General features: G+C 70.6%; 6 protein-coding genes, 1 tRNA gene and 1 pseudogene. 4 read left to right on the top strand and 4 right to left on the bottom strand.

The window, feature by feature from the left end; all coding sequences use genetic code 11:
- The 3 genes from G6026_RS11160 to G6026_RS11150 form a co-directional block, all read left to right on the top strand.
- On the top strand, positions 1-676 hold a 676-nt coding region (locus tag G6026_RS11160; RefSeq protein ID WP_182613214.1), incomplete at its 5' end, for a glutamate--tRNA ligase family protein.
- 294 nt (positions 677-970) lie between these two features.
- Positions 971-1,714, top strand: a complete 744-nt coding sequence (locus G6026_RS11155; protein ID WP_182613215.1) for a queuosine precursor transporter — start codon at positions 971-973, stop codon at positions 1,712-1,714.
- A complete protein-coding gene (locus tag G6026_RS11150; protein ID WP_182613213.1) occupies positions 1,711-2,106 on the top strand; it encodes a CHY zinc finger protein in 396 nt (131 codons plus the stop codon). Before G6026_RS11155 ends, G6026_RS11150 begins: the two co-directional genes overlap by 4 nt.
- Positions 2,107-2,308: 202 nt before the next feature.
- On the opposite strand, the gene tgt is transcribed toward G6026_RS11150, so the two are convergent.
- On the bottom strand, positions 2,309-3,589 hold the full coding sequence (gene tgt / locus G6026_RS11145; RefSeq protein WP_182613212.1) for a tRNA guanosine(34) transglycosylase Tgt: 1,281 nt from the start codon (positions 3,587-3,589) through the stop codon (positions 2,309-2,311).
- 97 nt (positions 3,590-3,686) lie between these two features.
- Here tgt and G6026_RS11140 point away from each other — a divergent pair, with 97 nt between their 5' ends.
- Positions 3,687-4,301: a TetR/AcrR family transcriptional regulator gene (locus G6026_RS11140; protein WP_107755505.1), complete on the top strand. Its 615-nt coding sequence runs from the start codon at positions 3,687-3,689 to the stop codon at positions 4,299-4,301.
- A 40-nt stretch (positions 4,302-4,341) separates the two neighbouring features.
- Here the strand turns inward: G6026_RS11140 and G6026_RS11135 are convergent.
- From G6026_RS11135 to G6026_RS17360, 3 genes and pseudogenes are all read right to left on the bottom strand, one after another.
- Positions 4,342-4,432: transfer RNA gene (locus tag G6026_RS11135), tRNA-Ser, on the bottom strand.
- Positions 4,433-4,522: 90 nt separating this feature from the next.
- Positions 4,523-4,729, bottom strand: coding sequence for a CsbD family protein (locus tag G6026_RS11130; RefSeq protein WP_107755504.1), 207 nt, complete (start codon positions 4,727-4,729; stop codon positions 4,523-4,525).
- A gap of 101 nt (positions 4,730-4,830) precedes the next feature.
- Positions 4,831-4,918 (bottom strand): annotated as a pseudogene (locus tag G6026_RS17360) (nucleoside deaminase); the annotation flags it as partial.

Below are 4,918 nucleotides of genomic sequence, written 5' to 3'. Positions count from 1 at the left end.
ATCCGCTCGCTCGGACGCCTACGCCGCCGCCACCCGCCGCCTCACCGACCGCGACCTGGTCTACGAGTGCTACTGCTCACGCCGCGAGATCGCCGAGGCGCCGCGCGCCCCGCACTCCCCACCCGGCGCCTACCCCGGAACCTGTCGCGATCTCACCGACGCCGAGCGAGCGACCCGCCGCGAGGCACTCGGTCCGGGTCGGGTGCCGGCCCTGAGGCTGCGCGCCGGCATCACCGAACTCACCGTCGACGACCTGATCCACGGGCCCTATACAGGCGTTGTGGACGACGTGGTGCTCCGCCGCGGGGACGGGGTGTGGGCGTACAACCTCGCCGTCGTCGTCGACGACTCCGACCAGGGCGTGGACCAGGTCGTGCGCGGTGAGGACCTCCTGCCCTCCACCCCGCGCCAGGCCCATCTGGCCGAGCTCCTCGGCCTGCCCCGGCCGGAGTACGTCCACGTGCCGCTCGCGGTCAACGTAGCCGGCGAGCGTCTGGCCAAGCGGGACGGTGCGGTGACCCTGGCCGACCTGGCCACGGAGGGGACGACGACGAGGACGGCCGTCGCCCGGATCGTGGCCTCGCTGGGTGGACCACCCGGTGCGGATTCGATCGACGCGCTGTTCGGGGTGATCAGCCCGGAGTCGTTGCGGACCGGCCCCTGGGTCGTCACCTGATCGTCTCCTGTCGCGCCTCGCCCACGGACCCCGGATCCCGCGCCTTTCCGGCGCGCGGCGGCCGGTGAATTCGCGGGACGGGCTCGCCGGAGCGGATAATCGACGCCCGTGACCACTCCATCGCAACAGAATCCTGACCTCCACGGGCCTGGGCGGCCGGACGGGACCAGTCCCGAGCCGGCGCGCAGCACACCGGGCTCCACCGCTCGGACCGCTTCCGACCCATCCCCCACCCGGCCAGCGCCCACCGACCGGGACGACAGCACCGGGACCGACCGCGCGGTCTTCGCCACCATCGCCAGCCCGTACTACGGCTATCTGATCGCCCTGTTCGTCGGCGTCATGCTCATCAGCAACGTGACCGGCACGAAGGGCGTCCTGCTCTTTCCCGGCCTGAGCTTCGAGCTCGGCTTCCTCAGCCTCGACGGGCTCGTCACCGACGGCGCCTTCCTGCTCTTCCCGCTGGCATACGTGCTCGGCGACGTGATCAGCGAGGTGTACGGCTTCAGGGCGATGCGCCGCGTCGTCCTCTCCGGCTTCGCCGTACTGGCGCTGGCCGCGCTGAGTTTCACGTTCACCGTCCACCTCCCGCCGGCCCCGTTCTACGAGAACCAGGAGGCGTTCGAGGCCGTTGCCGGAGTGATCCCGCAGTTCTTCCTCGCAGGCCTCGCCGGATACGTGGTGGGCGAGTTGCTCAACTCCTACGTGCTGGTGTGGATGAAGCGCCGCACCGGCGAGAGGACCCTCTGGGCCAGGCTGCTCGGCTCAACCGTGGTGGGCCAACTCGCGGATACCCTCGTCTTCTGCACGATCGCCGCCCCCGCCCTGGGCATGGTGCTCGGGTCGGGCGACTACTGGAACTACGTCGTGATCGGGTTCGTCTGGAAGACGCTCGTCGAGGCGGTCCTGCTGCCGGTGACGTACGTGGTGATCGCGTGGATCAAGAAGCGTGAGCCCACCTACCAGACCGCGCTGGCCGACTCCTCTGCGGCGGGATCGTCGCCGGTGGGATCCGACCCGGCAGACTCGAGGGCATGACCTCTCACGGCAGGCGCGGCGGGCACGCTGACGGCGAGCACGCGGGCAGTGGGCGCGCTGACGGTGGGCACGGCGGATCGATACCGGTCCTCGGGGCCACCGTCGACGATCAGACCCGCTGCGTCCACTACCGCAGTCCCCTGGACGTGGTGGCGATCCGCTTCCACTGCTGCCGGGAGTTCTACCCGTGCTTCCGTTGCCACGCCGAGGCCGCTGATCACGCGGTCTCGGCGTGGCCGCGGGCCGAGTTCGACACCCCCGCGATCCTGTGCGGTGTCTGCCGGAGCACACTGTCGATCAGCCGATACCTCGAGGTCGACGGGTGCCCGGCCTGCGGGGCGGCGTTCAACCCGGGCTGTTCGCTGCACCATTCGATCTACTTCGACGGCTGACCCGCTGACCCGCTGCCCTGTGGCGAACCGGCCCCACGGCCTCGCCCGAGGTGCGCGTCCTCGCCCGAGGTATGCGTCCTGAATGGTGCAGAGACGCAGCGCAAGTCCACCGAGACCTGACGAAGAGGCCGCGCAAGCCGAAGAGGGCGCGCAAGTCGGCGCGACAGCGGGCGGTGCCGGCGGGCGGTGCCTGCGGGCGGTGCTACGCCGAGTAGTACCGCCCCAGGAACTCCGCCTTGTACGCCAGGTACTCGTCGGGCCCGGCGTCCATCGCGGCGCGCACCTCGTCGACCAGTCGCACCACGAATGCCAGGTTGTGCATCGTGAGCAGGGTCGACCCGAGGAACTCCTTGGCCTTGAACAGGTGGTGCAGGTACGCGCGGCTGTAGTCGCGCGAGACCTCGGACGGCCCCTCGGGGTCGAGCGGGGTGTGGTCGTGCCGGAACTGGGCGCGGGTGATGTTGACCCGGCCGTTCAGCGTGTAGATCCCGCCGTGACGGGCGAGCCGGGTGGGCGCGACGCAGTCGAAGGTGTCGGCCCCGTTCTCCACGGCCGTGAAGATGTCGTCGGGCTCGCTGATCCCCAGCAGGTGGCGCGGCCGGTCCTCGGGCAGCTCCTCGGTGCACCAGCCCACGATGGTGCCCAGGTTCTCCTTCTCCAGCGCGCCACCGATCCCGTAGCCTCCGAACCCGCGCCGTCCCCGGTCCTCGGCGCGGTCGCTCATCTCCACGAGCCCGCGCACGGCCTGTCGCCGCAGGTCCTCGAACTGCGCGCCCTGGACCACGCCCCACAGCGACTGGCCGGGCCGGTGGGTCCGTTCCACCGACAGGCGCTCGTGTTCGTCGAGACACCGCTGCGCCCAGCGCCGCGTGCGCTCGACCGACCTCTCCTGGTACTCGCGGGTGTTCATGAGCGTGGTCAGCTCGTCGAAGGCGAACAGGATGTCGGCCCCCAGGCCGTGCTGGATCCGCATCGAGACCTCCGGGGAGAAGCGGTGCGCGGAGCCGTCGAGGTGCGAGGTGAAGGTGACGCCGTCCTCGTCGACCTTCGCGAGCCTTCCCTGGCCCTTGTTGGTGGCGGAGTCGTCCGGGGCCTTCGCCGCGCCGGCCGACATCTCGATCACCTTCTTGAACCCCACACCCAGGCTCATCACCTGGAACCCCCCGGAGTCGGTGTAGGTCGGCCCGGGCCAGCGCATGAACTCCCCCAGCCCGCCGGCCGCGTCCACCACGTCGTGGCCGGGCTGCAGGTACAGGTGATAGGCGTTGGCCAGGACGGCCTGCGCGCCGGTCGAGCGGACCTGCTCAGGGGTCAGGGTCTTGACAGTCGCCTTGGTGCCGACGGGGATGAACGCCGGGGTGGCGATGTCGCCGTGCGGGGTGCGGATGACGCCGGTGCGGCCCCCCGCGGTGCCGTCGAGGGCCATCCGCGAACCCACGTCGAAGGTGGTCGCGCGCGGGGTGGGGGGCGTGTGAACCGACATGGGTCCCATCGTGGCACGACGGTCCGGGGGGCCGTCCGTGGCCCTACGATGGGGGGATCGACGACCGCAGCTATCGACGACGACGACGAGGTGAGCGATGCCCGGCACGAGCGGCCGACGGCTCTCCCGGCGCGAGCGCCACGATCAACTGGTGGTCCTGGGGGTGCGGCTTCTGGAGACGGTCCCGTTCCACTCGCTCTCGATGGACGATGTCGCCGAGCGGGCCGGTGTTTCGCGCAGTCTGCTGTTCCACTACTTCCCGACCAAGCTCGACTACCTCACGGCGGTGGTCAACGCGGCGGCCGATCACGTCCTGTCCCTGACCGAGGTCCCGGAGGGCACCAGCGCGGAAGACCGGACCCGGGCGATCATCACCGCACTTGTGCGCTACATCCAGCGGCGCCGCGACAACTACGTGGCCGTCCTGCGGTCGGGCCGGTCCGTCGACCCGGTCCTCGAGCAGGTCGTCGACGGCATGCACCGCACCGTCAGCCTGCGCATCCTCCGCAGCATCGGGGTGGACCGGCCCGGTCCCATGTCTCTGGTGCTCACCCGCGCCTGGTTGGCCGGAGTCGAGGAGCTGGCGCTGCTGGGCGAGGAGTCCGGGCTACCCCAGGCCACCGTCATCGACTCGGCGCTGACCACCCTCCGGGCGGTGGCCACCCTGCCGGATTTCGTCGCCGACGTCGCCCCGGCCGACGACGGGGAATGAGAGGAGTCCCGGAACTCCAGTGAGTTCCGGGACTCTCCCGTGGCGGTGGCGGTGGGATTTGAACCCACGGTTGGGGGTTACCCAACACAGCATTTCGAGTGCTGCACCTTCGGCCGCTCGGACACGCCACCGCCGATCAGGCTACTTCACGAGTGGCCGCAGGCGGAAATCGCCTGCTCGACGGGCGGATCAGGCCGTGCCGATGTAAGGCCGTGCCGGTCTCAGGCCTTGTCGTTGCCGGTGAGCTTGCCCGCTGCCTCGTTGGCCTTGTCCTTGAGCTTCTCGGCACCCTGCTTGATGCCGGCCTTGCCCTGGTCCGCCTGGCCCTCGGCCTGGAGGTCGCGGTCGCCGGTCGCGGCGCCGGCCGACTCCTTGGCGCGGCCGCCGAGCTCCTCGGCCTTGTTCGAGAACTTGTCTCCCACACCCATGTGGTGCTCCTCTCGATCGCGGCGCCGGTGCCCGGCGCCTCTCCTCACCCACCGTACGGAGATGCGCGATGGGCATCCACCGCACGACGGTCACGATCCCATCACCGCCGAGCGCGGAAGAAGTCCTCCAGCAGCGCGGCGCACTCGGTCTCGAGCACCCCGCCCCGGACCTCGGGGCGGTGGACGAGC

Origin of the sequence: Dietzia sp. DQ11-38-2 (assembly GCF_014145055.1) — a bacterium.
Taxonomy (GTDB): domain Bacteria; phylum Actinomycetota; class Actinomycetes; order Mycobacteriales; family Mycobacteriaceae; genus Dietzia.
This window is presented reverse-complemented; position numbering and strand designations above follow the sequence as displayed.

Excerpts from the sequence above, each read along its gene's own strand:
- G6026_RS11150 (WP_182613213.1), top strand. The coding sequence starts at position 1,711 with ATGACCTCTCACGGCAGGCGCGGCGGGCACGCTGACGGCGAGCACGCG.
- tgt (WP_182613212.1), bottom strand. The coding sequence starts at position 3,589 with ATGTCGGTTCACACGCCCCCCACCCCGCGCGCGACCACCTTCGACGTG.
- G6026_RS11140 (WP_107755505.1), top strand. The coding sequence starts at position 3,687 with ATGCCCGGCACGAGCGGCCGACGGCTCTCCCGGCGCGAGCGCCACGAT.
- G6026_RS11130 (WP_107755504.1), bottom strand. The coding sequence starts at position 4,729 with ATGGGTGTGGGAGACAAGTTCTCGAACAAGGCCGAGGAGCTCGGCGGC.